Origin of the sequence: Rhizobium sp. BK008, from assembly GCF_014197345.1 — a bacterium.
Taxonomy (GTDB): Bacteria; Pseudomonadota; Alphaproteobacteria; order Rhizobiales; family Rhizobiaceae; genus Rhizobium; species Rhizobium anhuiense.
Genome location: NZ_JACIFK010000004.1, coordinates 22,058 through 48,331, shown reverse-complemented (window position 1 = coordinate 48,331; position 26,274 = coordinate 22,058). Strand labels below are relative to the sequence as shown.

Sequence of the window (26,274 nt, the reverse complement as noted above, 5' to 3'; positions counted from 1 at the left end):
GCCTATTGTCCGGATCGATAGACAGCCTTTTGGGCGGGTATTGCGTGCGTGTATTGAGTAACATTGGCGGCTGGGTGACGGCCCTCGTAGACCGGGCAGCGACAAGCTGGCTCTCCCGGACCGGGGGCGGTGAAGCCGTGCGTCAACGCGAGCTCGCGATCCTGCGCCGCCTCGTGCTGTTCTCGTCGGTCGCTCTTGTCGCCGCGCCCATCGGTCTTTCGGCGGTCACCAGTCCGGCTGTCGCGCTGCCGGCCGGTGTCGCCATGGTCTGCGCCGCCTTTCTCTTTTCCGCCGTCGGCAGCATCGCGCTCGCCCGTCAGGGTTCGTCCGCCGGTATCGCCACGCAGTCGGCCGAGGATTTCTTCCTTGCCGCCACTCCCGGCCTCGTCTTCTTCCTCGACCCGCACGGCAGTGTGGCGACCGTCGGCGGCCGCGACCGGCGCGATTTCCTCGCCTGGATGCGCGATCCCAAGGGCAGGGGCTTTCTGGAGCAGGTGCATGTCTCCGACCGCATTCTTTTCCTGCAGGCGCTCGATGACATGCGCCGGGGCGAGGATGCGGCAAGCGTCGATCTGCGCCTCGATCGGCCCTCGGTCTCGCGCGATCAGCGCCAGTTCGCTTATCTCAGAATGGACATGACGGCCCGGCGCGATGCCGACGGCGAACTTGCCGCCATCATTGCCCAGCTGCGCGATGTCTCCGTCGAGCAGCAGCTGCGTGACGAAGCCCAGAACCGCGCGGCCGATGCCGAATCGGCAAACGACGCCAAATCGCGCTTCCTCGCCGCCGTCAGCCATGAGCTGCGCACGCCGCTGAACGCCATTCTCGGTTTTTCCGATATCCTGATCGGCGAATATTTCGGCAAGTTCGAAAACGACCGCCAGCGCGAATATGTCGGTCTGGTCCGCGAATCCGGCGCGCATCTGCTGTCCGTCGTCAACACCATGCTCGACATGAGCAAGATCGAAGCCGGTCGCTATGAGCTGATCCTCGAAGCCTTCGATATTTCGAGCTCCGTCAAATCTTGCGAATCGATGCTGGCATTGCAGGCCAAGACCAAAGGCCTCACGCTGACCAGCCGTATCCAGCGCGGCCTCGGCGAGATCGTCGCCGATCAGCGCGCCATCCAGCAGATCCTCATCAATCTCGTCGGCAATGCCATAAAGTTCACCGAGGCCGGCGGCGTCGTCTCGGTCGATGCGGCGGCGCGCGACGGCATCCTCAAGCTGACGGTCAGCGATACCGGCATCGGCATCCCGGCCGACAAGCTGGCCTCGCTCGGCCAGCCCTTCGTCCAGATCCAGAACGACTATACCCGCCGGTTCGAAGGCTCCGGCCTCGGCCTTTCCCTGGTCAAGGGACTGGTGGCGCTGCATGGCGGACATTTCGCCATCGCCAGCCAGCCGGGCGAAGGCACGATTATCACCATCGAGATCGCGGTGGACGGCTCGGGCGCCAAACACGCCGAAGACGCCGGCCATGGTGCGACTGTCGAGTTTCCGCCGCGGCTGAAGGGCGCGGTCAATACAGGTGCAGAACTGGAAGAGGGGCGCTTCGATGGCCGCGCGCAAGCGAAAATCGCCTAAGGGAAAAAGGGGACGGCAGCAGCCGGGCCTACTGATGTCAGGCGCCGCCGCCCTCGGCGGGCTCAGCCTGCAGGGCGCATCCGCGCTCGGCGGCGTGATCGGCCGCAATCCGTCGGTCGCCGGCGGCACGATCACCTTCGTCGTTATCTTCTCCTTCGTCGCCGCCAATGCGCTCTGGTATCAGCCGGGTCTGCATCCGCACCCGATCTTCCGCACCCGCGATCCCCAATCTCCAGCCGTGCTCGGCGCCCGCCGCCTGGCCGAGGATCAACAGGGCGACGTCACCACCTTCCGGATCGAACGGCCGGAGGATGCCGCCACCACCAACGCGACGCCAGCGCCGGCGGCACCCGGTCAGCAGCCGAGCCAGCTCGTCATGGAGATCCAGCAGCAGCTGGTGCGCCGCGGCCTCTATAACGGCACCCCCGACGGCATCATCGGTCCGCGCACCAGTGCGGCCATCCTCTTCTTCGAGGAGACCGTCGGCATGGCCCAGACCGGCGATCCGACGCCGGAGGTGCTGGCGGCGCTGAAGACCGATGCATCAGGCCCTTCGACCGTGCCCGCCGAAAAGCCGGCCGAGGATGTGAGCTCGAAGGCGGCGGCGGAAGACCCGGTGGCAGCCGCGATCCGCAGCGCCGAAAAGACGGTCAAAACGTCTCCATCGGCCGCAAAGCAGGTTCCCTCTGGCGGACTCACCAATGTCGATCTGGTGCTGAAGATCCAAAAGGGCCTTTCCAACATGGCCTATGCCAATGTCGGCGTCGACGGCGTCGCCGGCGAGCAGACCCGCGCAGCCATCCGGCATTTCCAGAAGCACTACAACCTGCCCGAAAACGGCGAGCCGACCGAGGCGGTGCTGAAGAAGCTCAAGGAAATTGGCGCGATCTAGCGGCTCCGCAGTTACCGAGCGGGCCTTCTCTCTACAACCTAAGTCTAAGGTGCGGCCGCTGTTTGCAACTTGTTAACCATGTTGCCTGAAGCTTTTCTGATTGAGGCGGGGGAGCGTCGGCATGCATGCGCTGAAGGCGATAGACGATCTGGCCGGAGAACCGGCGGTCGAAGCGGAAGGCCCTGATCCCGAGGCGTTGCGCCATATCCTGCTGCGCCTTGCCGAAGAGGCTTCCACCCTTGGCATCGATCTCGTCGATATCGCCGGCGCCATACAGGATATGGCGGGAATGTCGGCTCGGCATGCCTCCGCCTTCGATGATGTCACCCGTACCGCGCTTTCGATCGCCGAGACCAACCGCTCGGTCGCCGTATCGTTGCGCGAAACCGACCGCACGGCGGCAGAGGCTCGTAACATGTTGAAGGAATCGGCCGACCGTCTGACGGGCTCGGTCGCCGAGATCGGCCACATGGTTCAGTCCTCGAACGAGATCGGCACTGAGATCGCCGGCTTCTCCAAGTCGCTTGCCGATGTCGACAACATCGCCGAGGAGATCAGTACCATCGCCCGCCAGACCAACCTGCTGGCGCTGAACGCCGCGATCGAGGCGGCGCGCGCCGGCGATGCCGGCAAGGGTTTTGCGGTCGTTGCCGCCGAGGTCCGGGCGCTGTCGCTGCAGACATCGAAGGCGACCGGCTCCATCCAGCAGACGCTCGACGAACTGCGTGTGAAGATCGACCGGCTGTCGGCCGTCGGCAGCGATGCGCGCGACAGTGCGGCCGGTGTGCGCGACAAGTCGGAGGCGATGCGCGGGGCCTTCGAAAGCATGGAACATGTCATCACCCGCATCCTCGACAGTTCGACTGTCATGGCCAACACCACTGAGGCTGTCGATCTGCAATGCGCCGGCTTCGTCGGGAAACTCGGCGAGATGTCGGCCGAGGTCGCCGGTTCGAATGTCAGGTTGCAGCAGGCGGCAAAACGCGTCGACAGCGTCGTCGGCCTCTCGGAAACCCTGATCCAGCTGACGGCGAGCGCCGGCGTCAAGACCGCCGACAGCCGTTGGATCGAGGAGGCGCAGTCGGTGGCGAGGCAGATTTCCGCCGCCTTCGAACGCGCCGTTGCCGAGGGACAGATCGGGCTCGATGCTCTGTTCGACCGGCGTTATCGGCCGATACCGGGCTCGGATCCGGCCCAGGTGATGGCCGCCTTCACGGAACTCACCGATCGCCTGCTGCCACCGATCCAGGAACCCGCGGCAGCTTCGGACGAGCGTATCGCCTTCTGCGCGGCAATCGACGAGAACGGCTATCTGCCGACCCACAACCGCAAATTCTCGCAGCCGCAGCGCCCCGGCGACGTCGTCTGGAACACCGCCAATTGCCGCAATCGCCGTATTTTTGCCGATCGCGTCGGCCTTGCCGCCGGCCGCAGCACCGCGCCCTTCCTCGTCCAGACCTATCGGCGTGACATGGGCGGCGGCAATTTCGTGATGATGAAGGATATCTCCGCTCCGATCACCGTCCGCGGACGGCATTGGGGTGGATTGCGGCTCGCAGTCAAAGTCTGACCCTCGTCAAACCCTGACTCCATGGGTCAAACACTGACCCTGCATTGCCGCCGCCGGCGCGCCGGTCTATACCGCGCCGATGAGATTACGCGCCGACATCTTCGTTTCCGCCCTCCTGCGTCGCGTCTTCGCTAGCGGCGATTTTGCCGCCGTCGAGAAAAAGGGGGCGGAGGAGGCGGGTGCGATCTTCATCCGCCAGCATTTTCGCGACGGCCTGGAAACGCTCTATACGCCGGCGCCGCAGACCGCCTTCGACGAAGGCCAGGCCGGCGACCGGCTGTTCGAGATCCGCCTGTTGCGAGCCGAGCCGGAAGCGGTGCGCGCCATGCTGGAGCGTGAACGCAGGTTCGATCCCGATCTCTGGATCGTCGAGCTGGAGGCGGAGGAATTGGGAGACGTGATCCCGCTTGCCAAGGACGGCTGACAGCCGCCCCCTCGTCGGCTCAGCGATACCGCCGTCCCATGACGCGCATGTCGCGTTGCGGCGGCGTCTGGCGGATGAAGCGGTGGTTCGGCGTTTCCTGAGGGGGCGTCACATTCGGCGCCTCCGGCTTATAGGTGTAGCGATCGGCGCGCCGCCAGGCGTCCACACGGTCGTGGCATTCTTCCGGATCAAGTGCATCGAGCACCATCCAGCCGCGTGTGACGTTGTGCTGCTGTTCGGCAAGATGCGGATAGAGCCTTTCGAGCACGAAGACGGCATCAAGAAAACCCATGCCGAGGCTGGTCAGCGTCGTGGCGAGCTGTTGGCCGGAAAGATCAAGCATGATGCGCTCGGCAAGCCAGCGGCTGGCGGACAGCGCATCGGCAAGGGCTGTTGCGAAATGCGCCGCCTCGCGGGAGCGGGCGAAGCGCACCAGCAACGCCTCCTGAATGTCGGTGAGCGTGCGCAGGCCGAGCCTGTCCTCGTCGGCACGGCCGAGATGACCGGCAAGCCCGAGAAGGCGCTCGCGCAACGCCTCTTCGTTGGCCACCCGCTGTTCCTCCAGCGCATCCGCCTCATTGGTTTCGGTGGGCGTCGGCGAAAGCGGGACTGCCGGCGATTCCGTGATCGGCGCCGAGGCGGCGGCCGATCGCGGCTGGGTCTGGCGCAGCGCCACCAGCGCATCGATGACCTTCGGCGAGAGTGAATCGCGGCTGACGATCGCCTTGACATGCGCAGCACCCTGCATGCGCGCGATGGTGATCAGCGTATCGTCGGCAATTGCCTTTGAGGCGGCAAGAAAAGGGGCGGCGATCTCGATCGGCTGATTGCCGATGAACAGCGCCACGGCGGCCGGCATGTTCTCGCATTGGGACAGGGCTGCGACCGCCTGGCGCTTGGCCTCGTCGGAGGAGGCTTGGAACAGCGGCATGAAAAGCTCGGCAAATTGGCGCAGTTCGGACCGTGTCGGATGCGACAGGTTCTCAAAACTGCTGACAGTCGCCATCAATACCACGTCCTTTTTCCTGACGGCCAAGGGGCCTTCTAGGTCTCGAAACCGGTCACGCACAACAATACCCCGAAAACGCAGAATAAGGGGACCACAGGCCGATATGCGCTGGCGGAACGCATGTCGGGCCATACGGTTATGAATAAATCCTACACCGGTACGGTTAATGCATGCTGAAGATTTTATTAAAATGTAACAGAAATATACACGCAACGCGTGTCGCGGCACGGTTGGCCGGCAATATCAGAATGCGCGGTTTGAAAGGGCGTTGGGCCGCCTGCGTATCGCCGCTGTGATTGCGGAAAAGTTCAGGCGATCCTGTGATCGCGCAGCGCGTGCAGCAGCTTTTCGCGGCTGTCGTAACCGGCTTGATAGAGGTCGAGTGCGGTGGATGCCGCAAACTGCGCCTCGACGCTTCTGATGTCGATGCGCCGTTCCGCGCACCAGTCGTCGAGCGCACTGCGCAGCACGTCGAGATCATCAGGCGAGAAAGAAGAATTCACCAGCAAAGACACCGCTTGCACTCCGCATTCCGGCAAGAGCGTGGATGATCCGCGATCGATCGGGGCCCGGAAACGTATGATCGATGAGAGCAACAATACGCGCATCTCAGTCGCTCGCAATTAAATATTTTCATGAAGCATTTTTGCAACACCGCCTTTTTCCGCGCGTGTAAGCTTGCCGCCTCAATGCCAACTATATGAATTGTTTCTAATTTTACGCGTCGATCTCCAACCCGGTCTTTCCGTGGGCGGCGTGAAACCAAATCAACTCTTCGCGCGTTACAGAGGAAGTGAGGTGAACTGTGTTTGGCATCCGCCGAATATTAGTAAACTGTTAACTGTCATCTGTCTCAATTCGGATAGGAACGACGCGATTTGAGTGTTTGGATCGTTGAAACTCCGCATCACGGTATTTCAATCAGGTGCCGTGGGAAAGGCGCGAATGCCCTCGGTCCGGTCATCCCGGTTCCGCAGGACGCGCCGGCCCGCACATTGGCGGGCAGGGTGAAATCCATCGCAAGTTCATCCGTCTCGGGCAGTGCATGGAGACGAGAATGGCAATAGTAGTCGCATTGGCGGATCGGCGGCCGCGGGCGCCGCGTCGTCCGGACAAAGAGCCCCGCGAAGCCAAGATCCTCTGGTTCACCGGCGTTCGCTACGAGCGCTTGGCCGAGAGCCCGAAACATCGTCCGGCGCCCGCGCCGCGCGTCAACAAGAAGTAACCGCTTGTTCAACCTCAGCGAGCGGTGAATTGCTCGCAGCCGGCTTCCGTGAGAAAGTTGCGCGCGGCCTCATTAAAGCTCGCCTGCGGCGCCAGCGTCCGCAGCACGGCATAGCCGTCCGGCCGTGCCATTTCCACCAGGATCGCCTGCTGCAATTCCTGCGGCAGGTTCTTGCGCAGGTCCGTCAACTGGATCGGACCGCCGGCCAGCACATCGAGCGCCCCGCCGACCGACGTCCTGTCGTTCATGCTGAAGACCTCATTGGAGGCGCTGTCATAGATCGCGATCGACCAGAAGGGCACATTGCCCTTGGCGGTGAAATGCACCGGCCCATCTTCGATGTCGAAGGAGCAGACAGCGGTGCGCACGAAGGGGTCGCCATTGGCAAGGCCGGCCTCGTCATACCGGTCGGCGAGCAGATAGAAATTGTTGAGATCGCCCTCCGCCTCCACGCGGGTCGCCGCATCCCTGCCGGTGAAATGCGGCAGTGACAGGATGATGACGAGATGCAGCAGCGCTGCGCCGAAAAGACCGGTGAGGATAGCGAAGAATATCCTAAGCATTGCCGCATCCGGTCTTGGTGAGCTTCGGCATGGCGAGGTCGATCACGCCGGAGCTGCCGGCGGTCGGGGTGTCGAACAGCGTCAGCACCAGCCGGAAGGTGCCGGCTTCCGGCAAGGCTAGCCAGTTGCCCGGCTGCGCGACGGCTGCGATCTCGATCGAGAAGCTGCTGTCCGGCTGGCGAAGCACCGTCCAGGAATTCAGCGCCGAGGGATGTCCGGTCTTCACCGCCGCCGGATTGCCGCCATTGTCGGCGGTAAAGAGGGTCCAGAGCCGGGCAGGCGGCGTCTGCCCGCTGATGCGGTAGCGGCAGTTGGCATTCAGCCGGCCGCCCTCGTCGTCGACGCTCGCCGTAAAGGTCAGGCCCTCGGCGCTGCCATAGAGCAGCTTGCCGGCGCGCGCCCGGTGCGACTTGGCGTAAGGGTCGGCTTCGACCGTCTGCAGCGCCGGAAACGCCTCCCAGGCGCCGAGCTTGATCGCCCCGAAACCCTGCGTCGCATCCAGCGCATAAAGCGAAATCATGATCCCGCCGCCGAAGGCGACGATCAGCGTGATCGCGATAAAGAGGGGGAATCGAAACACGTCAAGACCTTGGAAACCATATCGGATGAAAGGGTTACCACTGATTCTGGCGGGGTGGAATGGCGCGCCGCGACATAGGCGCCGATTGATCCCCGGTTGGTGGTGGCAGCCGGATGAGGGGCAGGCACCGAAGATCTGCCGGGTCGAGGATTTCTGAATCTGCGCGTGATGCCGCCAACTACTCCGCGCTCGCCACCTTCGCAGGCGCGAGCGGAGCGGCATTCTTCAGCTTCTCGCCGAGCTTCTTGAGGATGTCGGTCGATTGAACCGAGAGCATGCGCGGCCGGATGAGCTGCGGCAAACCGTCCTGCGGCTTGGCGGCGGCGGTTTTGGCGAGGTCCTTTTCCGAGGGCAGGGGGTTTTCGATGCCGGGAATGGCGCGCAGCGTCACACCCTGATGGGCATAGTCCATAGCGCGCTTGAAGGTCATCGCCGGCAGCGAGCCACCGGTCATCTCGTTGGTCGATGTATAGTCGTCATTGCCGAACCAGACGGCGCAGGTGTAGTTGCCGGTGTAGCCGACGAACCAGGCGTCGCGATAGGCCTGCGTCGTACCGGTCTTGCCGGCGGTCACAATGCCGTTGTCGAGGGCTGCCTTGCGCGCCGTGCCGACATAGGGAACGCGCGACAGCATCTGGTTCATATAGGCGTCGGCCTGTTCCGAGAGCACACGTTTCGGCGCCGGCTCGTCGCGGTCGAAATCATAGAGCACGTCGCCGTCGTAATCGAGGATCTGGGTGATGCCGTGGCGGCGCGACTGGTAGCCGCCGGCCGGGAAGGTGGCATAGGCCGTCGCCTGGTCGAGCACCGTCACCTCGGAGGTGCCGATCGGGATGGTGACGTCGTCGCGGATCGGCGTTTCGACGCCGAGGTTCTTCGCCATCGCCCGGATCGGCTGAATGCCGAGTTTTTCCTTGGCGAGCCGCACCGGCACGGTGTTGATCGACTGGGCGATCGCGGTCTCGAGCGTGATGCGGCCGGCATAGCGGTTGGCATAATTATGCGGGCTCCAATTGCCCCAGGAGATCGGCGCGTCGACGATCGTCGTCTGCGGCGTCATCCCGCTCTCCATCGCCACCGAATAGGTGTAGACCTTGAAGGAGGAGCCCGGCTGGCGCAGTGCCCTGGTGGCGCGGTTGAACTGGCTCTCGCCATAATCCCGGCCGCCGACCATGGCGCGCACGGCGCCGCCGTTTTCGATCATCACCATGGCACCCTGCTTGGCGTGATAGGCCTCGCCATATTCGCGCAGCGACGTTTCGACCGAATCCTCGGCCGCCTGCTGGATGCCCATGTCGATCGTCGTGCGCACGATCAGCGAATGCTGGTGGAAACGCGGTGAAAGCCGCTGCACCTCGTCGAAAGCCCAGTCGAGGAAGAAGTCAGGCGATTCCACTTCGTTGCGGTCGACGACGGTCGCCGGATTGCGCCGGGCGGCGATCACCTGGCCTTCGGTCATCAGTCCGCTCTGCACCAGATTGGTCAGCACTTCGTTGGCGCGAGCACGCGCTGCCGGCAGGTTGACATGCGGCGCATATTTCGCCGGCGCCTTGAACAGGCCGGCAAGCATGGCGGATTCGGCAAGGTTCACATCGGTGATGTTTTTGCCGAAATAGAACTGTGCCGCCGCCGCGGCGCCAAACGTACCGCCGCCCATATAGGCCCGGTCGAGATAGGTGGAGAGGATTTCCTTCTTGGAAAGGTTCGCCTCGAGCCACAGCGCCAGGAAGGCCTCGGTGACCTTGCGGTCGATCGAGCGTTCGTTGGACAGGAACAGGTTCTTGGCGAGCTGCTGGGTCAGCGTCGAGCCGCCCTGGACGACCTCGCCGGCGCGCGCATTCTCGCTCATGGCCCGGAAGAGGCCGATGAAATCGATGCCGAAATGGTCGAAGAAGCGCCGGTCCTCGGTGGCGATCACCGATTTGATCAGCGAATCCGGCAGCTCGTCGATCGGCACGGAATTCTGGTGGATGACGCCGCGGTGGCCGATGACGTTGCCGTAGCGGTCGGTGAAGGTGACAGCGAAATCGCCGCGATTGCGCCAGTCCTCCTTGGTCGCCTCGAAGGCGGGCTGGGCGAGCAGCAGCATCAGCACCGAGCCGGCCGCCCCGAGCGTCAGCCCTTCGCCGGCAAGTTCGAAGACCATGCGCTTCCAGCCGCGCACGCGGAAGCGGCGGAAGAAGATGGTGATGTCTTCCCAGATCTCGGCGGCGCGGAAGCCGGCGTTCCAGACGGTCGAATCGATCCAGGAATCGATGCGCAACAGAATGTGACGGCTCTTCCTAGGCCGCTTGTCCGCCGCCCCGTTCGCCACTTTTCCGGGCTCGTTGTCTGGCCCGTTTTCTGGGTTGTCCGGATCCTGCACGTCCTGTATTCCCGCCTGATCGTGCTTCGGTCATCTCCGACGAAAGCGCAAGGCCCGCATATGGCCGCAAAGCTCTCCGATACCAGGAGAGAATTCTCCGAGTACCAGGAGTATATTGAAGAATTGATTGATTTTGCGGCTGATAACAAGAGAGATGCATGAGGGTCACGCGAATTTGCGGGCCGCTGTTGCAAGAAACGAACGATGAACGATCTGCCCTTCTGGAAGAGCAAGACGCTGGCCGAAATGACCGTCGCCGAGTGGGAAAGCCTCTGCGATGGCTGCGGCCTCTGTTGTCTCAACAAGATCGAGGAATGGGACAGCGGCGATATCTATTTCACCTCGGTGAGCTGCAAGCTGCTCGACGGCGAAAGCTGTCGCTGCTCCAGCTATGAGAACCGCTGGGACTTCGTGCCGGATTGTGTGCAGCTGACCAAGGAGAACGTGCCCGATATCGCCTGGCTGCCGCCCACCTGCGGCTACCGGCTGGTCAATGAAGGCCATGACCTCTACTGGTGGCACCCGCTCGTCTCCGGTGACCCGGAAACCGTTCATGCCGCCGGCATTTCCGCGCGAGGCCGCACGATCAGCGAAAACGAGATCGATATCGACGATCTCGAGGACTACGTCGTCGACTGGCCGCTGACCGTGGGTGAGGTAAAGGACGATGAGGAAGCCTGAGGCGGCCGGCGCTCCCGGCTTTCTGTTGCGGGGCGAGTGACGCATTCGCACTGCCGCCTCCCGTGCGAGATATAAAATTGGCGCCGGCCGCTGCTTGATTATTGAAAAGTGAGACCCCACTTGCGGTGCGACCCGCTGGTCCGGGCCCCTCTGGCGAGAGCTTCGGCACTCTTGCGATGTCGGACCTCTTCTCCGACAACCAGTGCCGACAGGGGACTATCCTTGAATCTCTCTTTTTTGTTCGTCGAGTGGCTGGGAACGCCGCTCTGGATGTGGTCGAGCTTTTTCGCCCTCGTCATCGCCATTCTGTCGTTCGATCTCGGTATTCTTCATAAGCAGAACAAGGAAATCGGCGTCGGCGAAAGCGTCAGGCTTTCCGCCCTCTATATCGCGCTCGGCCTCGCCTTCGGTGGTTGGGTATGGTGGTATCTCGGATCCGAGGCGGGCCTTGCCTATCTGACCGGCTTCGTCGTCGAAAAGACGTTGGCCCTCGACAATGTCTTCGTCATTGCCCTGATCTTCTCCTTCTTTGCCGTGCCGCGCATCTACCAGCACCGGGTGCTCTTCTGGGGCATTCTGGGCGTCATCCTGTTGCGCGCCATCATGATCGGCGTCGGCGCCACGCTGGTCGCCGAATTCGCCTGGCTTCTCTATATCTTTGCCGCGTTCCTGATCGTCACCGGCATCAAGATGCTGTTCGTCAAGGAGGCCGAGCCTGATGTCTCGAAGAACGTCCTCGTCCGCTTCATGCGCAGCCGCTTTAACGTCACCGACGAACATCACGGCGAGCGGTTCTTCGTCAGAAAGGCAAACCCCAAAACGGGAGGGATGACCTGGTTCATCACTCCGCTCTTCATGGCGCTCGTGATGGTCGAAGTGGCAGACGTCATCTTCGCCGTGGATTCGGTGCCTGCGATCTTCGCGATCACCACCGATCCGTTCATCGTCTACACCTCGAACATCTTCGCGATTCTCGGCCTTCGCGCCCTCTATTTCGCGCTGGCGGCGATGATTCATCGCTTCCGCTATCTGAAGCCCGCGCTTGCCATCGTGCTGATCTTCATCGGCTCGAAGATCTTCCTCGCCGATCTGCTGGGCCTGGAAAAATTCCCGGCCGCGCTCTCGCTCAGCATCACTTTCACGATCATCGCCGCCGGCGTGGTCTGGAGCCTTCTGAAGACGCGGGATCCGCAGCAGCCCGCCTGAGCGGGCTCTGCACACGCAAACGCTAACAAAGGAAGGAACCGGATATGATTTCGAATTTCATCGGCTGGATTTTTGCCCTCCTCGTCGTCGGTCCGCTGCAGGCTGAGATACAGGAGCAGGCTGAGCGCGCCCGGCTTCCCGTGGAGATCGTCCGCCAGTCCCAGGCCTGCCTGGCATCCCAGGGGCCGCAGCTCATCGAGCGCGCCGCCGGCGACTACGGCTGGGCGGCGGCCACAGTCGTCAGCATAGCGATCGGCTATACTGCGCCGGCAGAACTTCTCGACGGCAGCGACCCACAATGCGCAGCCCTTGCCAGCGCCCTGAAGGGAGCCGGCGAGGGTGCGTGACCGCGACCAGCTGAAAATGGACCGTGTGATTGATCACGACGGAAATAGACGACCGCGCGGTGTGGCCACCGCGCGGCTTCGGGAGATGCTGGAACTCGCCCGGGCGAAAGGCGGACTCTCCATCGGCGAGGCTCTGGAGGCGATGGGCCCGACCAGCATCGCCTTCACCATCCTGTTCCTGGCAATCCCGGCTCTAACCCCGATCCCCGGGCCGTTCGGAATGGTTTTCGGCACCGCGCTTGCGCTGGTCTCCCTCCAGATCGTCGCGGGTGGCCGGAAGGTCTGGTTGCCCGCTATCATCAGGGATCGCCGGGTTTCGTCCGTGGCGCTTGATCTTATCGTGGGTCACGCGGTCCCGGTGATCGCCCGGGTGGAAAAGCTCGTGCGCGCCGGCCGGCTGCAGGCCCTCACCGGCCGAACGGTACAGGCGCTTCTCGGCATTCCTGTCTTTCTGCTCGCCGTCGTGATCGCGCTGCCGATCCCCTTCGGCAATATTCTGCCGGTGTTGTCGCTGGTGGTGCTCGCCGTTGCCCTGATGGAGCGGGATGGTCTCGTCACCCTGATCGGACTGCTGCTCACATCGGCGACGATCGTCGCGACCGCCGCCTTGCTTTATTTTATCAAGGCGATGATCTTCACGGCCTCCTAGGCTGAATGGACAGGTACCGCGCCGAGGAAACGCCGCAACTCGGTCTCGACATAGGCAGCCACCGGCCCTTCGGCGCCAAAACCCCACCAGAGCAGCGAACCCTGCCATTGCGACAGCATCAGCCGGGCGATCGTCTCCGGCGCCTTCGCCGATCCGAAACATTGCGCGATATCAGCCATCAGCGCTGTTCCCCAGGCAGCACCCCGGGCGCGCAGCACCGGATCGCGGAAATCCTCGCGAAGCACCAGCAGTCCTTCGCCATAGGCGGCGGCATCGTCCCCGTAGTCCTGCGACAGGCCGACGAGCAACGCGACGGCGCCGTCCGGGGTTTTCGGCACGGTCCCGGCAAGTCGCGCCGTTTCCGCGTCAAGCCTGTCCCAGGCATAAAGCAATGCTGCGCGCAGCATCGCCGCCTTCGTTGCGAAACGCTGCACCAGCGTCGAGCCGGAAAGGCCGCTTGCTTTCGCCACCGCCGCAAAGGTCGCCGCATCCGGCCCCTGTGCCTGGATCAGCGCAAGCACCATGGCGAGAAGCTGTTCATCGGAAACTGTGCGGCGGCGCGGCATGAAATTCCTCTCGCATTCATGTTGAATGTAAACGATCATTCGTTTATATACAACCAACCCCGGAAACCCGGGGCGCTTTCCATTTCGGCGTGAGAGCCGTTTTAGCGTGGAGGATGGAGAAGTGACAGCGAACTTGCGGGAGAAAGTGGCGTTGGTGGCGGGAGCTACGCGCGGCGCCGGCCGGGGCATTGCGATGGAGCTCGGCGCCGCCGGCGCCACCGTCTATGTCACCGGGCGTACGACACGCGCGCAGCAATCCGAATATATGAGACCGGAGACGATCGAGGAGACGGCCGAGCTGGTGACCGCTGCCGGCGGCAAGGGCATTGCCGTGCAGGTGGACCACCTCGTCAATCAACAGGTCGAGGCGCTGGTCGCCCGCATTCGCGAGGAAGCCGGCCGGCTCGATATTCTCGTCAACGACATCTGGGGCTGCGAGAAGCTGTTCGAATGGGACAAATCAGTCTGGGAGCATTCGCTGGACAAGGGCCTGCACATGCTGCGGCTCGGCATCGAAACACATCTGATTACCGCCCACTACGCGCTGCCGCTGATGATCGAGCGGCCGGGTGGACTGCTGGTGGAAGTAACCGACGGAACGGCCGAATACAATGACACGCATTACCGGCTTTCGCCCTTCTACGATCTCGTCAAGACAGGCGTCACCCGCATGGCCTGGGCGCATGCGCAGGATCTGGCGAAACACGGCGCCACCGCCGTGTCGATCACACCCGGCTGGCTGCGCTCCGAAATGATGCTGGATGCCTACGGTGTGCGCGAGGAGAACTGGCGCGATGCGACGAAGATACAGCCGCATTTCGCCATTTCCGAAACCCCGCGTTTCCTCGGCCGCGCCGTTGCGGCGATTGCCGCCGATCCCGACCGCGGCCGCTGGAACGGCCAGTCGCTATCGAGTGGCGGCGTGGCGAAGACCTACGGCTTCGACGACATCGACGGTTCGCGGCCGGATTGCTGGCGCTACCTGGTGGAAGTGCAGGAGCCGGGCAGGCCGGCGGATGTGACGGGTTATCGCTAAAGCGAAACTGCGCGGGGTTTTGCGTCTGCAAAAGCCCGACCGATTCCAGGGAAACCGTCAACCGGTTTCCCTGGATTTTCGTAAAAACAAAAGGTCAGAGCGGTCTGCGCTTCAAAAGCGGAACCGCTCAGAGCCCGCCGGTTATCTTGCTGCGGCGAGCCGGGCTGCGTCGCGAAACGACACCAGCCGCTTCGCCTGTTCGTCCCACAGCACCAGTTTGACGCAGCGCAGGCTGTCCATGAGCGTGATGCGGCCGATATCGGCAAGCTCAGGATGGTCTCGCAGCACCTCCGGCAGCCGGTAGTAGGGCACCCGGCTCGACAGATGATGCACGTGGTGGATGCCGATATTGCCGGTGATCCAGCGCAGCACCGGCGGCAGGTCGTAATGCGAGGCACCGTGCAGGGCCGCATGCTGGAACTGCCAGTCCGGCTTCTTCGACCAATGTGTTTCCTCGAACTGGTGCTGGACGTAGAACAGCCAGACGCCGGCAGCGCCGGCCAGAAGCACGATCGGCAGATGCACCAGCAGAAAGGGGACGATCCCGACTGCCCAGATCAGCAGTGCGGCGGCCGCTGCGATGGCAAGATTGGTCGCCATGGTCGAGATCCAGGGCAGGGCGCCGGAGCGCATCATGCCGAAAGGCAGGCGCTGCTTGATGAGAAACAGCCATGCCGGTCCAATGCCGAACATCACGATCGGGTGCCGGTAGAGCCGGTAGCCGATCCGGCCCCAGCGCGACAGCGCGTTGTATTCGGCAATCGTCAGCGTCTCGATGTCGCCAACGCCGCGCTCGTCCAGGTTCCCGGCCGAGGCGTGGTGTTCTGCGTGCGCCCGACGCCAATAGTCGTAAGGCGTCAACGTCAGGATGCCGATCGTGCGTCCAACCCAGTCGTCGACGCCGCGACGGGCGAAAAACGAGCCGTGGCCGCAATCATGCTGGATCATGAACAGCCGGAGCAGGAAAGCGGCGGCGGGAACGACGAGGATGAGACCTGGCCAGAAGCTGTAATGAACCGCCGCCCATGCGGCGGCCCAGAACAGCGCGAAGGGGACGACCGTGACGGCAAGCTCGAAGGCGCTGCGTCCGGCCCGTGGCTGGCGATATTGGGCAAGGATCTTCAACCAGCCCTTCTCGGTGAAAAGGGCGGTTTGATCTTCGGATCGCTTCGGGTTTTCGTCAGGCTCGCCCGAAGGGGCAACCCGGATTTCCTCGCACTCGCTGCGGCGCGCAGATTCGATCACAGAATAGCGCCGTGAAAGGCAGCGACAGTCGAAAAGCCGAGTGCAATCACCACGGCTGAGCGAATGAGGAATAGCGGATAGTCGAAGCGGTACATGGTATGAAGAGGGGTCATTTTGTGTGGCACCTTCCGTTTTCTTTAAAACACGTTCATGCGTGATCCCGTCACGCCAGAGCGCGGCGTGCTGAAAGGGCACGCTGTGACTTTGAATCTGCGCATAATCCTTCCGCAAATCGATCTTGATTTGCGCTGTTATGCGCCATCGATGATGAGAGCCCCGTCCAGGGCTCGAGACGAGCCCCTATTTTTTTGGAGCACTGCCCTGCGGGGCGGCTTTGGTCGCCGTCTTCATCTGGTTGGCGAATGTGCTTTCCACTTTCGCAGCTTGCTTGTCCTTTTTTGGCTTCCGGACCTCGCGATTGCTTCTTACCTGTCCTTTTGCCATGGATGAGTCTCCCTTTGGATCGACATTAAAAACCGCGGCCTGCGTGGTATTCGCCCCGCTTGTCGGTCGCGACTGGAGATCGCGGGAACGTCATGAGGGGCAACCCGACAACACCGGGCCGCAGGAATGGAATGAAAATGATGCCTGCTGAAACCGCATCGCAGTCTGGAGGCGGATGACCGGAGAGGTCACCGAAAGCCAAACCCGACGTTGAGACGGGACGTCACCATGCTTTCGCGATCGGGAAAATGGCGGGGCCGGAAAACCGGTCACCGCAAATGCCGCATCGGCCAAATCAGCGAGCCCTCTTCATAGAATAAAATTGAGGTGCCATTAAGGCCATCGCCGCAGGAAAGCCATATTTCCACAGGGCTTATTCATTTAATGGAAACAGCCGGATCAGCTTCGTTCTTTCCATCTCGGCCAGGCCTGATGCCGACATGATGCCGCGAGCCAAACAGAGTTCGATATCCCGCCCGATATCGAGTGGCACCCGCATGCCACCGGCCTTGAGAAGGCGGTCGGTCATCGACAGAAGCAGATCCACTTTCGCCTGGCAGCCGTCGATCTCAAGGAGCGCCACCCGGCGCTCCTTGTCGATGTCTGCAAGATCCTTGTCCTGCTGCCGTTGCTGGTAAGCTCCGAATTGCACCCATCCGAAATAGGCGGCCGCTGCGACTGAGATACAAAGCAAGAGGGTTTTCCGCACAATAATCCTTCGGAGCCGGGCGGCTGGCTAGCCGGCGGCACGTCTTTCGCGGGGCAATCCCTGTATCGCATATCGGTTACAGACAGGAGTTACCACTTTCGGCGGGGCCTTCGGCTTGCCGAAATGGTGTTCGAGCGCCCGTGAGAGCATGGCCGGCGAGGTGACGCCCTCTTGGAACAGCCTGATCAGCAGGATGGCCGCGACGTTGAAAACCCGTTCGTCATCGATCAGGATTCTGGCGTCGTAGCCGGCGTCGTCGAGCACGCCCTGAAGCATGTCGAGATCGGACGAGGTCAGATGCGGCTTTTCTGAGGTGGAAGACATCGGTCCTCCTTTCGTCGGGGCGAGGGTATAAAAACCCTCAGTCGGCAGCGCCCGTGCGATGGCTGCCGAAGGCGGGACCATGCGCCTTTCGCTGAGGCAACGCAACGGGAATCTTGCTGCGGATATCGCACCGGTTGATGGGCAGCCCGCACCGGTCAGGGTGCGGGCCGAGATGGTTATTCCGCCGCCTGATAGCTGGGTCTCCGGGCGGCCGATGTCCGCGGACCGGCGGCTGCAAGCAGGGTGATGGCGATGGCAAGCAACGCCACGAAGGCGATGCCGGCGACATAAGGGTCCCAGCCGAAATGCGGCGCGGCGCCGAAGACCGCCGAGGCGGCCGCAAGCACGATGCCGCCGCCGATCTGGAAGGAGGCAAAGAGCAGTCCCGAGGCGAGTCCAGCCTTGTCGTCCTCCACATCGGAAAGGGCCGCGACCTGCACCGAGGGGTAGGTCAGGGCGTAACCGAGGCCGAGCGGGATCTGCGAGAACAGAACGAGCAGGATCGGGTCGACATGTCCGAGCGCGGTCACCCAGAAGATGTAGCTGAAGGCTTGCAGGCCGACACCCACCGCCATCAGCCCGGTGGCGCCGCGATTTTGCGCGAGTGTGGCAAAACGTGGCGCCAGGAACATCACGAAGACGCCGCCAAGCGCAAAGCAGAAGCCGGTGGTGAAGGCCGACCAGCCTATGGCGTTCTGATAGTAGAGCGTCGCCAGGAACTGGAAGCCGACATAGGCGCCCTGGAAGAGGGCGGCAATCGCATTGGCATGCCGAAGCTTGGCCCGACGGAACATGCCGAGCGGCACCATCGGATCGGCATGGCGCGCTTCGACCGCGAGGAAGAGCAGGATCAGCACCAGCGACGCGATGAGCGAGCAACAGGTCGGGAAGGCCTGCCAGCCCGCTGCCGCAGCGTTGGTGATCCCGAAGACGAAGAGCAAGAGCCCGGGTGTGATGGTCAGCGCGCCGGCCCAGTCGAAGGCCGGCCGCGGTCCGGTTCTTTTCGGGTCGGCCGGCAGCACCAGCGGCGCAAGAAGGAGCGTCAGGATGGCGACCGGCGCGCCCATGACGAGCGTCGCCCGCCAGCTGAAGATCGTCGCAGCACCGCCGATCACCATGCCGAGCACGAAGCCGGCGGCGCCGGTGGAGGAGAAGACGCCGAGCGCTTTTGCCCGCGCCGTTCCCTCGCCGAAGACGGAGAGCAGCAGCGCCAGGGCGGCCGGCGCGGTGAAGGCGGCGGCAATGCCCTTGATCAACCGGGCGGCGATCAGTGTCGGGCCGCTGTCGACGAAGCCGCCGGCGATGCTGGCGGTGGCAAAAATTGCCAGCGACCAGAGGAAGACGCGGCGATGGCCGAAGACGTCGGCGACCCGGCCGCCGAGCAGCAGGAAGCCGCCATAGCCGAGCACATAGGCGCTGACGGCCCATTGCAGCGAGGTCGCCTCCATGCCGAGTTCGGCCTGGATGGCAGGCAGCGCGACGCCGATGGTGGAGACATCCATGGCGTCGAGAAAATTGGCGGCGCAGAGCAGCAGCAATGCCAGCCCTGCCCCGTTTCGCGATTTGGAAAGAGTCATCGAAATCGTTCCTTATTTGCTGCCGCCTCATCGGGGGAGGTTGCCGGGCGGCAGGGAACGAGAAAATGTACAGCTTCCTTTCCTATTGCAAATTGATAGTAGCCATGCCAGGTATTACTGGTGATGATGAATGATGCCACTCTTCGCAAGATCGACCTCAATCTGCTGCTGGCCTTTTCGGTGCTGATGCAGGAGCGCAATGTCAGCCGCGCCGCAGAGCGGCTGCTGCTTGGCCAGCCCGGTCTTTCGGCCGCTTTGCGGCGCCTGCGCGAGGCGCTGGATGACGAATTGTTCGTGCGCGTCGGCCGCGGCCTGCAGCCGACGCCACGGGCCCTTTCCATCGCCCCGGCGATCGAGGATGCGCTGTCGGGCATCGAGCGTGCCATCCGCCCGCAGGCCGAATTCGATCCGGCCAGCTGGCAGGGCGAGTTCCGCATCGGCATGTGCGACAATCTCGAATCGGCCTTCTTCGGCCCGCTTGCCGCCCGTCTTCTCCAGCTCTCACCCGGCGCCCGGCTGATCGGCATCGCTTCCGACAAGCGCGATGCCGCGCGCCGGCTGGACGAGGGCGTCTTCGACTTCAGCGTCTCGGTGCACGAAGAGCCGGCCTCCTGGCACATCCGCGCGCCGCTGTTCGATCAGGCCTCGATCTGCATCTACGATGAAGCCCAGCTCCGGCTGAAGGCGCCGTTGAGCCTCAAGGATTTCGCCAATGTCGCCCATGTCACCGTTTCGTTCGAAGGCAATGCCGCGACCAGCATCGATAGCGCGCTGAGCCGCACTGGCCACGTCAGGCAGGTGGTGGCGACGGTGCCGCGTTTTTCCGCCTTGCCGACGGCGCTCAGGGCCATGCCGGCCATCGCCACGGTGCCGGAATCGATCGGTCGCTGCATGGCGCAATTGCATGGGCTGACGATCTGCCAGCCGCCGCTTTCCCTGCCGGCCGATCCCGTGACCATGCTCTATCGCCGCGTCGACCAGGCGGACGGCCGGGCGCGCTGGTTCCGCGGCCTGTTCCTTGACGTCGCCAGCGAGGCGCTCGAAGCCTCCGGCTGCCGCGTATCGATATCGAGAGCTGCGGCTTGACTCAGGGGTGATTGCATCGAGATTGTCGCCCCGGCCTCCGTCTATTCAATGACCGATTTGAACCACGTACAGAAGGCTGAAATTGATTTTTGGGGAGAAGCCCTGCAGATCAGAAAATAGCTCTCCTGTGCGAGAATCGCGATGTCCGAGAGCACGATCAGGTCGCCATTCTCGATTTCGCGGCGGCATAACTCGACCGGGCAAAGTGCCACGCCATGACCGGCAATGGCGGCGGTTGCGAGCAAATTGAAGTCTTGAAACACCGGCCCCTTTAGCGTTGGCGTCAACGGCACGCCCGCCTTGTCGAGCCACTGCGCCCAATGCGCTGTGGTCTCGTCGTGGAGCAGGTCTGCCGTTGCGATCTGTGTCGCGTGGTAGATGCTGCCCTTTCTTTCAAGATAGCGCGGACTGGCGACAGGTTGAGTGGCGCGGGAGAAAAGCTGGTGGCAAACGACGCCTTCGAAGGTGTCGGCGCCAAGCGTAATCAGTACATCGCAGCCGGTTTCACGCAGACGCTGTTCGGCCATGGCGTAGACCACCTTTATTGTGACATCCGAATGCCTCGCCAGGAAATCGCTGAGCGATGGTATCAGCCATCGCGTCGCGATGGACGGGATGCAGCCGACGGTGATCTCGGATCTCGTCCTGAGCTTCAATAATTCCGCTTCTGCGGAAATTCTTTCAAGACTGCTCGATAGGGTTTCGGCAAAGCTTTTGGCCTCGGGTGCGAGCCGCACGCCGCGTTTTTCACGCAGAAACAAGGCACGTCCGAACCATTCCTCCAAATGACGGATCTGATGGCTGATCGCGGCATGCGTGACGCGCAATTCGTCGCCGGCGCGTGAGAAACTTGAAAGACGCGCTGCCGCTTCGAAGGCTCTCAATGCGCCGAATGGAAGTGTCATCTGTAAGTTTTCCTCAGCTATCCGATAGAAATCATCATTTGTCCGAATATGGAGATCACCAGTATGACTGCAGGAAGCGGATCTGAACAGTATCGCTGACGTGTCAAATTTTCTTACACCAGGAGAGCGGAATGTATGTGCGCAGCCTGAAGGATGTCGAAGCAACCGACTATTTTGTGGAATGGGGCAATGGGACGAGCCACCGTTTGCTGACGGAAAAGGACGGGATGGGGTTTACCGTTTGTCATACGATCGTGCGCGCCAACACCGTTTCGCTTCTCGAATACCGCCAGCATCTCGAAGCCTGCTATTGCATCGCCGGCGAGGGCGAGGTGGAGGATATGGACGGCACCGTCTTTCCGATCCGTCAAGGCGATATCTATGTGCTCGACAAGCATGACAAGCATCTGCTGCGCGGCGGCCGTGACCAGGATATGATCCTCGTCAGCGTCTTCAATCCGCCGCTCGAGGGATCCGAGCGCCATAATTTGAACGACCCCTCGGGATCGGCTTATTGAGATCAGCCTATAAGGGAAAATGCGCGGTTTTCTGACGGTCAGTCGGCTTGTTACAGCTCGCCTTTATGAAAATAGGCTTCGAGCCGGTAGCCGTCCGGGTCGATGATGAAGGCGGCGTAATAGAATTGTCCGTAATCCGGCCGGATCCCCGGTTCGCCATTATCCGTGCCGCCGGAGGCGACGGCCGCCGCGTGAAAGGCATCGACCGCAGCCTCGTTCGGGGCGACGAAGCAGAAATGCAGCCCGGATCGCAGATCGGCAACAACGGGGTGTTCGACCTGCATCACCCAGAGGCCGACCCTTTCCGGGCCGTAGCCGATCATCGTGTCGGAATTGGACAGCCGCTCATATCCGAGCGGCGCCAGCGCCGCGTCGTAGAAACGGCGGGCTCTTTCGATGTCTTTTACGCCGATGGAGACGTGATCGAACATGGACGCAAACTCCCTGACTTCCCTTGGTCTCCGAAGGACGGCTCATCCCTCAAGATGGCACGACGCCAACATCTTTCAACCGCGGTCCGAAGTCAACGAAAGGGCGTCGTTCAAAAAGGCTGGCGATCCGCTCGAGCGCCTTGGCGAAGAAATCGGCGCGCCGAATTGCCGCTGTTCAGCGCAAGCCCTGCGACGCTGTCACGTGATTTGGGGGAAGGGCGGAGTAGGGGCCGGATCCTAACGCCACGGATGAGCCGGCGGGGTGTCACGAGCGATCTGCGCAGCGTCGGATAGCCTGAGCCATTCCTTCCGGTATCCGATGTTGAGAAGATTGAAGGACAGCATGTCTCTCCCGGCCTGCGAACGGCTCGCGCCGTTCACGGCATGGTCCGCGTGCGTCGGAACGCTCGCGTGATAGACGGTCCACGAACGGGCGGGTTCGATCCGGCGGTCGCGTCCGATGTCCATGGCGTAGTGGCCGGCCGCGCCGCCCTTGTTGTTGCCGACAGCAAAGGCGTTCGGTCTTCCTTCGTCTTCATGACTGTTCACGATGTCAACCTTCCGTCATTCGGGCCGTGGCCAAACGTTGTCTCGATCAGTGTTGCGCCGCTGCCGGGCGATAGGTTTAGCGGTTCCAGGCTGTCTTCCGTCGTCACCCGCTCGTGACGTTCGTCGTCACTGCGGATGCGGTATTGCAGCACATTGCCTCTCGGAGGCAGCGTGGCGGTAATGCGGTATGTATCGGGGAGTTTGGAGGGAACGATGAAGAACCCGTCCTTCAACCGGACGGTCTGCCCCACCTTGAAGATATGTGTTGCTGCCTCGCGTCGGACGGGGCGTCCGTTGCGTTGCGGGTTGCGCGTAGCGGTCATGATTGCTGGTGATCCTGTTCGAGTGCGGTTTCGAGATCTGACGGATGGATCGGCATCATCTGCAGCGTCGAACTCTGTGCGGCGATCGCCGGCAGGTGGATGAAAGCGCCGACGCGTCGCCAGGCAAGCCTGGAAACGCCATCGATCAATTCCTCGTCATAATCGACGCGATATTCCCCGGCTGGCTGTGTCCCGTCGAAACCTGGCAGGCGGAAAGGAGATGAAAAGCGGACGACGGTTTGTGTGGTGCGGCTTGTCACGGCTAAGGCCTCCGCAGGAATACGCCGATGCGTTTCCTGTATCGTTGAGATCCGAACCGGACGAACTCGGCGCTGCCGGTACATCCGCGGTCAGCGCCAAGCTCATTCCGGATCGAATACGCGAAATGCACGCCGGAACGACGTCATTATTCGCTATCGAGAATTCGGTGGTGTATGGCGGGTCGTAGGTCTCTGACACCGCGAAGCCAAGTCGGCCAAATCGACGAGACTTATCGTTACGCCTGGATTGCGTTTAAATCAAGATAAATTCGGATTTATCTATAAAAAACGCCAAATTAACTCCGCGGTCACGTAAATAAAATGGAGCGTAATGGCTCAAGAAATTCTATTCAATTCATAATTATTACAAAACATCCCGCCGAAATGATTTCCTGAATTTTTCAGCGTGAATAATATTTCTTGGCACTCCTATCAATCGAGTGCCACGGGTGCTATTTATGTGTTGCAGCCGCCATATGCGCCGGCAGCAGAAAGACCTCTATGAAATTCCGTTCACTTCACGACCGCGTCGTCATTCGACGTGCGGAAGGCGATGTCAAATCCAAGGGCGGGATCATCATTCCAGACGCCGCCAAGGAAAAGCCGCAGGAAGGCGACGTGGTCGCAGTCGGCCCGGGCCTGCGCGACAATAGCGGCACTCTCAACCCGCTCGACGTCAAGGTCGGTGATCGCATTCTGTTCGGAAAATGGTCGGGGGCAGAGGTCACGATCGAGGGCGAGATCCTTCTGATCATGAAGGAGACCGACATCATGGGCATCGTCGAAAAGATCGGAGTGGCCTCTCAAAAGGCCGCCTGATCGATCGCATTCCGATCCGTATCTCAAGACCGAACTGGACCAATATCATGTCTGCCAAGGAAATCAGATTCTCCACCGATGCGCGCGATCGCCTGTTGCGCGGCGTCGAATTGCTCAACAACGCCGTCAAGGTCACGCTTGGCCCCAAGGGCCGCAACGTCGTCATCGACAAGGCCTATGGCGCACCGCGCATCACCAAGGACGGCGTCACCGTCGCCAAGGAAGTCGAGCTCGCCGACAAGTTCGAGAACATGGGCGCGCAAATGGTGCGCGAGGTGGCGTCGAAGACCAATGATCTTGCCGGCGACGGCACGACGACGGCGACGGTGCTTGCGGCCTCCATCTTTCGTGAAGGCGCAAAGCTCGTCGCTGCCGGCATGAATCCCATGGATCTCAGGCGCGGCATCGATCTCGGCGTCGTTGCGGTGGTCAAGGAGATCCAGGCGCGGGCGAGGAAGGTCAAATCGTCAGGCGAAATCGCCCAGGTCGGCACCATTGCCGCCAATGGCGACGTCAGCGTCGGCGAGATGATCGCCAAGGCGATGGACAAGGTCGGCAATGAGGGCGTCATCACCGTTGAGGAGGCGCGCACCGCCGAGACCGAACTCGACGTCGTCGAGGGCATGCAGTTCGACCGCGGCTACCTCTCACCCTATTTCGTTACCAATGCCGAGAAGATGCGCGTGGAACTGGAGGACCCCTATATCCTCCTTCACGAGAAGAAGCTCGGCAGCCTGCAGGCGATGCTGCCAATCCTGGAAGCCGTCGTGCAGACCGGCAAACCGCTTCTGCTCATCTCTGAGGATGTCGAAGGCGAGGCGTTGGCGACGCTGGTCGTCAACAAGCTGCGCGGCGGCCTGAAGGTCGCGGCCGTCAAGGCGCCGGGCTTCGGCGACCGCCGCAAGGCCATGCTGGAAGATATTGCCGTGCTGACATCAGGCCAGATGATTTCCGAGGATCTCGGCATCAAGCTCGAAAACGTCACGCTCGATATGCTCGGCCGCGCCAAGCGCGTGCTGATCGACAAGGAGAGCACCACGATCATCGACGGTTCCGGCGATAAAGCGGCCATCCAGGCGCGCATCCAGCAGATCAAGGCGCAGATCGAGGAGACCACCTCCGACTACGACAAGGAAAAGCTGCAGGAACGCCTGGCGAAACTGGCCGGCGGCGTCGCAGTCATCCGTGTCGGCGGTGCGACCGAGACGGAGGTCAAGGAAAAGAAGGACCGCATCGACGACGCGCTGAACGCAACCCGTGCGGCGGTCGAAGAGGGCATCGTGCCGGGCGGCGGCGTGGCACTGTTGCGCGCGAAGTCGGCGCTGACGGGTTTGACCGGCGACAACGCCGACGTGACGGCCGGCATCTCGATCGTGCTCAGGGCGCTTGAAGCCCCGATCCGGCAGATCGCCGACAATGCCGGGTTCGAAGGCTCCATCGTCGTCGGAAAACTCGCCGGCAGCAATGATCACAATCAGGGCTTCGACGCACAGACGGAGACCTATGTTGATATGATCGAGGCCGGCATCGTCGATCCGGCCAAGGTCGTACGCACCGCTCTGCAGGACGCCGGCTCGATTGCGGCGCTTCTGATCACCGCCGAGGTGATGATCGCCGACATTCCCGCAAGAGACTCTGCTCCTGCAGCCGGAAATGGCGGCATGGGCGATATGGGATACTGAGGCCAGCCTGAACCGGTCCGGCGTCGCCGGACGGCGCAACCCGAACAATAGACAGGGAGAATTCCAATGTCCGTGCAGAGCAGCAGCAAGACATCGATTACCCAGCGTTTCGACAATTACCAGCCATCCAAGACGCTTCTCGTCTGGGCCTGCGTCGTCACGGCGATCGCCACGATGATCATCGGCTTCAGCTGGGGAGGCTGGGTCACAGGCGGCACGTCAAGCAAAGCGGCAGCCGCCGCCGGCGATACCGCACGCGGAGAATTGGCGTCGGCCATTTGCGTCGAGCGGTTCAAGGCGGCGCCGGATGCGAGCGCTAAACTGATCGAGTTCAAAGCGCTTAACGATGGCTACAAGCAGCGTCAGTTTGTCGAGGCGGGCGGCTGGGCAACCATGCCTGGGCAGACCTCGTCCGACAGCCGAAGTGTTCAAGGCTGCGCCACTGCGCTTGCCGTCTGACACCGTTCTTCCAGAGCGCTCCGATATATCTGCGGAGCGCTCCCACTGTTGAAGCAGGAAATGACCCATGATCCGCTTTGAAAAAAAGAGCGACCCGCAGCCAGCCGCAGACGACGCCGGCGGCGAAAGCCTCAAGAAAGTCCCTGAGGCATCAGCCGACGGGCAGAAAAAAGCCGCCAACGACAGCACGCGTCGCCGCGCGCCGCAGGCGGCGGAAGATGACGACCGGCTTATCTGAGCATAG

The 26,274-nt window shown here is 62.1% G+C and carries 32 protein-coding genes; 16 read left to right on the top strand and 16 right to left on the bottom strand.

From position 1 onward, the window contains the following. Positions 1-44: 44 nt before the first annotated feature. The 4 genes from FHT69_RS17970 (at position 45) to FHT69_RS17955 (ending at position 4,472) form a co-directional block, all read left to right on the top strand. Positions 45-1,586, top strand: a complete 1,542-nt coding sequence (locus tag FHT69_RS17970; RefSeq protein WP_048338354.1) for a sensor histidine kinase — start codon at positions 45-47, stop codon at positions 1,584-1,586. Then, positions 1,558-2,478: a peptidoglycan-binding protein gene (locus tag FHT69_RS17965; RefSeq protein WP_097630692.1), complete on the top strand. Its 921-nt coding sequence runs from the start codon at positions 1,558-1,560 to the stop codon at positions 2,476-2,478. The genes FHT69_RS17970 and FHT69_RS17965 overlap by 29 nt, the downstream gene beginning before the upstream one ends. A 121-nt stretch (positions 2,479-2,599) precedes the next feature. Continuing rightward, positions 2,600-4,048 (top strand): methyl-accepting chemotaxis protein, encoded by a 1,449-nt coding sequence (locus tag FHT69_RS17960; RefSeq protein WP_183905749.1) that lies wholly within the window; start codon positions 2,600-2,602, stop codon positions 4,046-4,048. Between the two features lie 79 nt (positions 4,049-4,127). Beyond that, complete coding sequence (locus tag FHT69_RS17955; protein ID WP_183905748.1) at positions 4,128-4,472, top strand: DUF1491 family protein; 345 nt, start codon at positions 4,128-4,130, stop codon at positions 4,470-4,472. A gap of 19 nt (positions 4,473-4,491) precedes the next feature. On the opposite strand, the gene FHT69_RS17950 is transcribed toward FHT69_RS17955, so the two are convergent. Next, on the bottom strand, positions 4,492-5,541 hold the full coding sequence (locus FHT69_RS17950) for a DUF2336 domain-containing protein (RefSeq protein WP_063476708.1): 1,050 nt from the start codon (positions 5,539-5,541) through the stop codon (positions 4,492-4,494). Positions 5,542-5,789: 248 nt separating this feature from the next. Continuing rightward, complete coding sequence (locus tag FHT69_RS17945) at positions 5,790-5,996, bottom strand: hypothetical protein (RefSeq protein WP_063476709.1); 207 nt, start codon at positions 5,994-5,996, stop codon at positions 5,790-5,792. A 542-nt stretch (positions 5,997-6,538) separates the two neighbouring features. Here FHT69_RS17945 and FHT69_RS17940 point away from each other — a divergent pair. Beyond that, on the top strand, positions 6,539-6,706 hold the full coding sequence (locus FHT69_RS17940; protein ID WP_003546657.1) for a hypothetical protein: 168 nt from the start codon (positions 6,539-6,541) through the stop codon (positions 6,704-6,706). Positions 6,707-6,720: 14 nt separating this feature from the next. On the opposite strand, the gene FHT69_RS17935 is transcribed toward FHT69_RS17940, so the two are convergent. The 3 genes from FHT69_RS17935 to FHT69_RS17925 form a co-directional block, all read right to left on the bottom strand. Further along, entirely contained in the window at positions 6,721-7,269 is a 549-nt protein-coding gene (locus tag FHT69_RS17935) for a membrane protein (RefSeq protein ID WP_047614314.1), read from the bottom strand. Continuing rightward, on the bottom strand, positions 7,262-7,849 hold the full coding sequence (locus tag FHT69_RS17930) for a DUF1214 domain-containing protein (RefSeq protein ID WP_048338358.1): 588 nt from the start codon (positions 7,847-7,849) through the stop codon (positions 7,262-7,264). Before FHT69_RS17930 ends, FHT69_RS17935 begins: the two co-directional genes overlap by 8 nt. 178 nt (positions 7,850-8,027) lie before the next feature. After that, the gene (locus FHT69_RS17925) at positions 8,028-10,214 is read right to left on the bottom strand and encodes a transglycosylase domain-containing protein (RefSeq protein ID WP_063476661.1); all 2,187 of its coding nucleotides are present in this window, start codon (positions 10,212-10,214) and stop codon (positions 8,028-8,030) included. A gap of 204 nt (positions 10,215-10,418) precedes the next feature. On the opposite strand from FHT69_RS17925, the gene FHT69_RS17920 reads away from it, so the two are divergent. From FHT69_RS17920 to FHT69_RS17905, 4 genes are all read left to right on the top strand, one after another. Then, positions 10,419-10,895 carry a YcgN family cysteine cluster protein gene (locus FHT69_RS17920; RefSeq protein WP_048338360.1) on the top strand — a complete coding sequence of 159 codons (477 nt, stop codon included), beginning with the start codon at positions 10,419-10,421 and terminating at the stop codon, positions 10,893-10,895. 222 nt (positions 10,896-11,117) lie between these two features. Beyond that, positions 11,118-12,101 carry a TerC family protein gene (locus tag FHT69_RS17915; RefSeq protein ID WP_127430385.1) on the top strand — a complete coding sequence of 328 codons (984 nt, stop codon included), beginning with the start codon at positions 11,118-11,120 and terminating at the stop codon, positions 12,099-12,101. Between the two features lie 44 nt (positions 12,102-12,145). Then, positions 12,146-12,448 (top strand): hypothetical protein, encoded by a 303-nt coding sequence (locus FHT69_RS17910; protein WP_127430384.1) that lies wholly within the window; start codon positions 12,146-12,148, stop codon positions 12,446-12,448. Positions 12,449-12,473: 25 nt separating this feature from the next. Then, entirely contained in the window at positions 12,474-13,097 is a 624-nt protein-coding gene (locus tag FHT69_RS17905; protein ID WP_063476710.1) for an exopolysaccharide biosynthesis protein, read from the top strand. Here the strand turns inward: FHT69_RS17905 and FHT69_RS17900 are convergent. Next, positions 13,094-13,663: a TetR family transcriptional regulator gene (locus FHT69_RS17900; protein ID WP_063476662.1), complete on the bottom strand. Its 570-nt coding sequence runs from the start codon at positions 13,661-13,663 to the stop codon at positions 13,094-13,096. The two genes, FHT69_RS17905 and FHT69_RS17900, sit on opposite strands and share 4 nt — an antisense overlap. A 121-nt stretch (positions 13,664-13,784) precedes the next feature. Here FHT69_RS17900 and FHT69_RS17895 point away from each other — a divergent pair, with 121 nt between their 5' ends. After that, on the top strand, positions 13,785-14,699 hold the full coding sequence (locus FHT69_RS17895) for an SDR family oxidoreductase (protein ID WP_063476663.1): 915 nt from the start codon (positions 13,785-13,787) through the stop codon (positions 14,697-14,699). A gap of 141 nt (positions 14,700-14,840) precedes the next feature. On the opposite strand, the gene FHT69_RS17890 is transcribed toward FHT69_RS17895, so the two are convergent. The 5 genes from FHT69_RS17890 to FHT69_RS17870 all read right to left on the bottom strand — a co-directional run bounded on the left by FHT69_RS17890 (position 14,841) and on the right by FHT69_RS17870 (position 18,998). Beyond that, positions 14,841-15,944, bottom strand: coding sequence for a fatty acid desaturase (locus FHT69_RS17890; RefSeq protein ID WP_047614325.1), 1,104 nt, complete (start codon positions 15,942-15,944; stop codon positions 14,841-14,843). A gap of 300 nt (positions 15,945-16,244) precedes the next feature. Continuing rightward, entirely contained in the window at positions 16,245-16,388 is a 144-nt protein-coding gene (locus FHT69_RS17885) for a hypothetical protein (protein WP_164735919.1), read from the bottom strand. A gap of 373 nt (positions 16,389-16,761) precedes the next feature. Then, on the bottom strand, positions 16,762-17,097 hold the full coding sequence (locus FHT69_RS17880; protein ID WP_047614326.1) for a hypothetical protein: 336 nt from the start codon (positions 17,095-17,097) through the stop codon (positions 16,762-16,764). A gap of 27 nt (positions 17,098-17,124) precedes the next feature. Continuing rightward, positions 17,125-17,502, bottom strand: a complete 378-nt coding sequence (locus tag FHT69_RS17875; RefSeq protein ID WP_174824448.1) for a hypothetical protein — start codon at positions 17,500-17,502, stop codon at positions 17,125-17,127. Positions 17,503-17,597: 95 nt separating this feature from the next. Further along, positions 17,598-18,998, bottom strand: coding sequence for an MFS transporter (locus tag FHT69_RS17870; protein WP_063476665.1), 1,401 nt, complete (start codon positions 18,996-18,998; stop codon positions 17,598-17,600). A gap of 123 nt (positions 18,999-19,121) precedes the next feature. On the opposite strand from FHT69_RS17870, the gene FHT69_RS17865 reads away from it, so the two are divergent. Beyond that, positions 19,122-20,084, top strand: coding sequence for a LysR family transcriptional regulator (locus FHT69_RS17865; RefSeq protein ID WP_063476666.1), 963 nt, complete (start codon positions 19,122-19,124; stop codon positions 20,082-20,084). Between the two features lie 41 nt (positions 20,085-20,125). Here the strand turns inward: FHT69_RS17865 and FHT69_RS17860 are convergent, their stop codons facing one another. After that, positions 20,126-20,989, bottom strand: a complete 864-nt coding sequence (locus tag FHT69_RS17860; RefSeq protein WP_183905872.1) for a LysR substrate-binding domain-containing protein — start codon at positions 20,987-20,989, stop codon at positions 20,126-20,128. A gap of 131 nt (positions 20,990-21,120) precedes the next feature. Between FHT69_RS17860 and FHT69_RS17855 the strand changes: the two genes are divergently transcribed. Continuing rightward, positions 21,121-21,507: an ectoine synthase gene (locus tag FHT69_RS17855; RefSeq protein ID WP_048338366.1), complete on the top strand. Its 387-nt coding sequence runs from the start codon at positions 21,121-21,123 to the stop codon at positions 21,505-21,507. A gap of 50 nt (positions 21,508-21,557) precedes the next feature. Here the strand turns inward: FHT69_RS17855 and FHT69_RS17850 are convergent, their stop codons facing one another. The 4 genes from FHT69_RS17850 to FHT69_RS34285 form a co-directional block, all read right to left on the bottom strand. Then, positions 21,558-21,938 carry a VOC family protein gene (locus tag FHT69_RS17850; RefSeq protein WP_047614333.1) on the bottom strand — a complete coding sequence of 127 codons (381 nt, stop codon included), beginning with the start codon at positions 21,936-21,938 and terminating at the stop codon, positions 21,558-21,560. 237 nt (positions 21,939-22,175) lie between these two features. Beyond that, complete coding sequence (locus FHT69_RS17845) at positions 22,176-22,487, bottom strand: hypothetical protein (RefSeq protein WP_127430383.1); 312 nt, start codon at positions 22,485-22,487, stop codon at positions 22,176-22,178. Then, a complete protein-coding gene (locus FHT69_RS17840) occupies positions 22,484-22,810 on the bottom strand; it encodes a hypothetical protein (RefSeq protein WP_127430382.1) in 327 nt (108 codons plus the stop codon). The genes FHT69_RS17845 and FHT69_RS17840 overlap by 4 nt, the downstream gene beginning before the upstream one ends. After that, on the bottom strand, positions 22,807-23,070 hold the full coding sequence (locus FHT69_RS34285; RefSeq protein WP_183905747.1) for a hypothetical protein: 264 nt from the start codon (positions 23,068-23,070) through the stop codon (positions 22,807-22,809). The genes FHT69_RS17840 and FHT69_RS34285 overlap by 4 nt, the downstream gene beginning before the upstream one ends. Before the next feature lie 501 nt (positions 23,071-23,571). Here FHT69_RS34285 and groES point away from each other — a divergent pair. From groES to FHT69_RS17815, 4 genes are all read left to right on the top strand, one after another. After that, complete coding sequence (gene groES, locus FHT69_RS17830) at positions 23,572-23,889, top strand: co-chaperone GroES (RefSeq protein ID WP_127430380.1); 318 nt, start codon at positions 23,572-23,574, stop codon at positions 23,887-23,889. Between the two features lie 47 nt (positions 23,890-23,936). Further along, positions 23,937-25,571 carry a chaperonin GroEL gene (gene groL / locus FHT69_RS17825; protein WP_168333882.1) on the top strand — a complete coding sequence of 545 codons (1,635 nt, stop codon included), beginning with the start codon at positions 23,937-23,939 and terminating at the stop codon, positions 25,569-25,571. Positions 25,572-25,637: 66 nt separating this feature from the next. Beyond that, entirely contained in the window at positions 25,638-26,030 is a 393-nt protein-coding gene (locus FHT69_RS17820) for a hypothetical protein (RefSeq protein WP_047614341.1), read from the top strand. 67 nt (positions 26,031-26,097) lie between these two features. Beyond that, entirely contained in the window at positions 26,098-26,268 is a 171-nt protein-coding gene (locus tag FHT69_RS17815) for a hypothetical protein (protein ID WP_164735918.1), read from the top strand. The last annotated feature ends 6 nt before the right edge of the window (positions 26,269-26,274 follow it).

Coding starts and splice junctions, on each gene's coding strand:
- FHT69_RS17865 (WP_063476666.1), top strand. CDS start 19,122: ATGATGAATGATGCCACTCTTCGCAAGATCGACCTCAATCTGCTGCTG.
- FHT69_RS17850 (WP_047614333.1), bottom strand. CDS start 21,938: ATGTTCGATCACGTCTCCATCGGCGTAAAAGACATCGAAAGAGCCCGC.
- FHT69_RS17875 (WP_174824448.1), bottom strand. CDS start 17,502: ATGGTCCCGCCTTCGGCAGCCATCGCACGGGCGCTGCCGACTGAGGGT.
- groES (WP_127430380.1), top strand. CDS start 23,572: ATGAAATTCCGTTCACTTCACGACCGCGTCGTCATTCGACGTGCGGAA.
- FHT69_RS17820 (WP_047614341.1), top strand. CDS start 25,638: ATGTCCGTGCAGAGCAGCAGCAAGACATCGATTACCCAGCGTTTCGAC.
- FHT69_RS17815 (WP_164735918.1), top strand. CDS start 26,098: ATGATCCGCTTTGAAAAAAAGAGCGACCCGCAGCCAGCCGCAGACGAC.
- FHT69_RS17860 (WP_183905872.1), bottom strand. CDS start 20,989: ATGACACTTCCATTCGGCGCATTGAGAGCCTTCGAAGCGGCAGCGCGT.
- FHT69_RS17935 (WP_047614314.1), bottom strand. CDS start 7,269: ATGCTTAGGATATTCTTCGCTATCCTCACCGGTCTTTTCGGCGCAGCG.
- FHT69_RS17900 (WP_063476662.1), bottom strand. CDS start 13,663: ATGCCGCGCCGCCGCACAGTTTCCGATGAACAGCTTCTCGCCATGGTG.
- FHT69_RS17885 (WP_164735919.1), bottom strand. CDS start 16,388: ATGGCAAAAGGACAGGTAAGAAGCAATCGCGAGGTCCGGAAGCCAAAA.
- FHT69_RS17965 (WP_097630692.1), top strand. CDS start 1,558: ATGGCCGCGCGCAAGCGAAAATCGCCTAAGGGAAAAAGGGGACGGCAG.
- FHT69_RS17960 (WP_183905749.1), top strand. CDS start 2,600: ATGCATGCGCTGAAGGCGATAGACGATCTGGCCGGAGAACCGGCGGTC.
- FHT69_RS17940 (WP_003546657.1), top strand. CDS start 6,539: ATGGCAATAGTAGTCGCATTGGCGGATCGGCGGCCGCGGGCGCCGCGT.
- FHT69_RS17955 (WP_183905748.1), top strand. CDS start 4,128: ATGAGATTACGCGCCGACATCTTCGTTTCCGCCCTCCTGCGTCGCGTC.
- FHT69_RS17870 (WP_063476665.1), bottom strand. CDS start 18,998: ATGACTCTTTCCAAATCGCGAAACGGGGCAGGGCTGGCATTGCTGCTG.
- FHT69_RS17840 (WP_127430382.1), bottom strand. CDS start 22,810: ATGACCGCTACGCGCAACCCGCAACGCAACGGACGCCCCGTCCGACGC.
- FHT69_RS17910 (WP_127430384.1), top strand. CDS start 12,146: ATGATTTCGAATTTCATCGGCTGGATTTTTGCCCTCCTCGTCGTCGGT.
- FHT69_RS17855 (WP_048338366.1), top strand. CDS start 21,121: ATGTATGTGCGCAGCCTGAAGGATGTCGAAGCAACCGACTATTTTGTG.
- FHT69_RS17920 (WP_048338360.1), top strand. CDS start 10,419: ATGAACGATCTGCCCTTCTGGAAGAGCAAGACGCTGGCCGAAATGACC.
- groL (WP_168333882.1), top strand. CDS start 23,937: ATGTCTGCCAAGGAAATCAGATTCTCCACCGATGCGCGCGATCGCCTG.